Here is a 3246-nt window from a genome sequence, read left to right as displayed (position 1 = left end):
TGGTTTCTCCGGTCCGGCTTCACGCATCTTGATGCCACCTCGCGGATTTTTGTCTAAGACGCATGGAGGCCGGGTGTTGGGGTTAGTTTGAGAATCAGGTCATCCCTCAGGGGCTAAAGCCCGCAAGATTCTTAGTCTTTTTCGGCACGGCTGAACAGCTTGCTGAAAAAAGGCCGTGTCGCATTGTTGTTTTGCTCGCGAGGACGATTTTTTGGCGATCCGCGAGAGCCATGCTTATTGATTTTCGCTCTGCCGGGCTTGTTTTTCCTCCCCGCAGAGACACTTCTCCCCGATCAGGCCGTGACCGGAATCGGAACCAGCTTGCTCAATCGAAGCAGATTGTGCGCCGCGGCCATGAAGCAAAACAGGCAATTCACCCGCGGCAGTCCCCGCCGCTTTACCTGTCGTATCCGCTCCTGCTTCATCCAGCCGAAGGGCTTCTCCACCAGCTTGCGCTTTCTTTGACTCACCACCAGGCCCGGATCATTTCGCTCTTCTTCCGTCAGCCAGTTTGCCCACTTCCCATTCGGCCGATACTCGGCCACGTGGGGCGTGACCTGTTGCTCGCGCAATGCGCGTATGAAGCGCTCCTCCTGATAGCTCTTGTCTGCGCCCAGCGTGATTCGACCCTGTCGCTTCAGGCCTTTCAGCATCCCCAGCGCCGCCCGCCGCTCTTGCGCCGTGCCCGCTTCGGTGGCCATGGCCGCGACGATCAACCCGTTGCGGTTCTCCGTAATCAGGTGTCCGAGATAGCTCGGCACCACCGCGCCCGCGCTGCTCTTGCGGTACAGCCGCGCCTGCGGATCAGTCGTGGACTCATGCGTGTCGCGCAGCAGCTTGCGGCCCCGCGCGCCGGTGCCCCGCGCGGGCGGCTCCGGCCTGGGCTTGAAACTGCGCCGCGAAGCCCACGCCTGGATCAGCGTGCCGTCCACTGTGAAATGCTCTTCGCTCAACAACTGATGCCCCCGTGCTTCTTCAACCACCGCCAGCAGCAGTTCCGTGCTGGCCTCGGCTTCGATCAATCGCTTGCGATTTTTGCTGAACACCGTCGTGCTCCACACTGACGCGTCCATCTCCAGACCCACGAACCAGCGATACAGCAGGTTGTAGTCCAACTGCTCCATCAACTGGTGCTCGGATCGGATCGAATACAGCGCCATCAGCAACTGCGCCCGCAACAGCCGCTCCGGCGCAATCGACGGACGGCCCCGCTCGGCATACATGCGCTTCAACACCGGCTCCATCCGCTCCAGCGCACGGTCCACCAGCGCCCGGATCTTCCGCAACGGATGGTCCGCCGCCACTCGCCGCTCCAAACTCACATAACTGAACATCGCTTCCTGATGCTGCTCATCTCCTCGCATGTTCAGGTCTTATCGCACTCCCCTGTGGAGAAACAGTGACTCTCATGGGACTTTTTCAGCAAGCTGTTTAGCCGTGCCGCAAAGGTCCAATCTGAATGGGGCTTCAGCCCCTGAGGGATGTCTCTCCCATAACCGGCCCCATTCCGAAAGTTTAGCAAAATCGGGAATTTAGCCCCGTATCCCTCCCCAAACACCCTCAAGTTTCCCCCGATTGCACCGATCATGGGGCTACAGACACCACCAGGTAATTGAAAGGAAACCAGGACCCTGCGAAATTTTGACCTTGCGCGCGGCCCCGCTTTATGGTGAATTGAATGACACCTGAAATCTATAGGGATGGGCTGCCCGATAAGACTAAGGAAAGAAAGATGAGCAAATTCGGTGAGGAGCTGAGGAGGGAAAGAGAATCTCGAGGCATCGCGCTGGCAGCCATCACGGACGAAACCAAGATCAGCAGCCGCCACCTGGCGGCGCTGGAATCGGAAAAGTTTGACGACCTGCCCGGCGGCGTCATCAACAAAGGCATCGTGCGCAGCTACGCTCGCGTGGTGGGCCTTGACTCGGAGGCCTGGGTGGATCGCTTCATGTCCGCCTACCAGAACAGCGGCCAACTTAAAGACGACGACGCAAGTTGGATCGCCTTTGCCGAAAACGTCGGCAAAAGCCGTCCGCTGGCGGACCGCCCTGCCGCGCGCCTCAAAATAACCGGACTCGCCGTGCTGGTCGTGGTTCTGGCCACGCTGGGCTGGCTGGTATGGAACTTCGTGGCTTAACGGCAGGTCTCCGCACGACGGCGGCCGCTGACCACACTCTGATTCCCTTCCGTTCCCCTTCTTAACAACCAACGTGGGTGCCCCACATCTCGATTCTGAGATGTGGGAAGCAGTGTCACGTCCATTCAACTACTCTGACGGTGGCCCACACAAGCCCTCTTTTGGCTTGTGTGGGGGACAAGAATCCACCCATTCAAGACGAAAATTCCCCTCTTTGCCCTGCTGTTTTCCCTTTTAACGCGAAGCTTTTGCCCGCGCTCCCCGCCTTTAGTACCATGACATCAGTCGCAGGTCCGCCGCCATTCCCCACACAATCCGGCAGGGAATGAATTTCAGGGCCGCTCTTCGCGCATGGAGGATTCGGAGTGTCTCAACGGGAACGGTTTTTGTTTACTTCGGAGTCGGTAACAGAAGGCCATCCGGACAAGATGGCTGACCAGATTTCAGACGCCGTGCTTGACGCCTGTCTCGCGCAGGACCCCTACAGCCGCGTCGCCTGTGAAACTCTGCTCGCCACCGGAATGGTGGCCGTCGCGGGCGAAATCACCACCCGGGCGTATGTCGATTTCCAGACGCTGGTGCGCGGCGTGGTCCAGTCCATCGGCTATGACAATGCGCTCTACGGATTCGACTCCAATACCTGCGCCGTGATTTCCTCTATCAACAAGCAGTCCGGCGACATCGCCATGGGCGTGGACACCGGCGGCGCCGGCGATCAGGGCATGATGTTCGGCTACGCCACCAACGAGACGCCGGAGCTGATGCCCGCCGCCATCTCCTTCGCCCACAAGCTCACCCGCCGCCTTACCGACGTCCGCAAGAGCGGCCTTTTGCCCTACCTGCGCGCCGACGGCAAGAGCCAGGTCACGGTCGAGTACGACGCGAAAACCCACAAGCCGGTCCGCATTGACGCCGTCGTCATTTCCTCGCAGCACTCCGAGACGATTGCCATCGAGGAACTGCGCGCCGACATCCTGAAGCACGTCATTCAGGAAGTGCTGCCCCCCGAGCTTCTCGACGAAAACACCAAGTACCACATCAATCCCACCGGACGCTTTGTAGTCGGCGGCCCCATGGGCGACAGCGGCCTCACCGGACGCAAGATCATC

3 protein-coding genes are annotated in these 3246 nt (G+C 59.7%); 2 read left to right on the top strand and 1 reads right to left on the bottom strand.

All coding sequences use genetic code 11. From position 1 onward, the window contains the following. Positions 1-293: 293 nt before the first annotated feature. Positions 294-1364 carry an IS5 family transposase gene (locus tag VFQ24_13735; protein HET9179413.1) on the bottom strand — a complete coding sequence of 357 codons (1071 nt, stop codon included), beginning with the start codon at positions 1362-1364 and terminating at the stop codon, positions 294-296. A 368-nt stretch (positions 1365-1732) separates the two neighbouring features. On the opposite strand from VFQ24_13735, the gene VFQ24_13730 reads away from it, so the two are divergent. Both VFQ24_13730 and metK read left to right on the top strand, forming a co-directional pair. Continuing rightward, positions 1733-2137 (top strand): helix-turn-helix domain-containing protein, encoded by a 405-nt coding sequence (locus VFQ24_13730; protein HET9179412.1) that lies wholly within the window; start codon positions 1733-1735, stop codon positions 2135-2137. Positions 2138-2502: 365 nt separating this feature from the next. After that, the coding region (gene metK / locus VFQ24_13725) for a methionine adenosyltransferase (GenBank protein HET9179411.1) at positions 2503-3246 on the top strand (744 nt) is incomplete at its 3' end.

This window comes from Terriglobia bacterium (assembly GCA_035712365.1).
In the GTDB taxonomy this organism is placed as follows: Bacteria; Acidobacteriota; Terriglobia; order UBA7540; family UBA7540; genus SCRD01.
Note: the sequence above shows the minus strand (reverse complement) of the source record. Positions and strands in the feature narration are given on the sequence as shown.

What these genes read in the sequence shown, in the direction of transcription:
- VFQ24_13735 (HET9179413.1), bottom strand. Translation starts at nt 1,364, where the DNA reads ATGCGAGGAGATGAGCAGCATCAGGAAGCGATGTTCAGTTATGTGAGT.
- VFQ24_13730 (HET9179412.1), top strand. Translation starts at nt 1,733, where the DNA reads ATGAGCAAATTCGGTGAGGAGCTGAGGAGGGAAAGAGAATCTCGAGGC.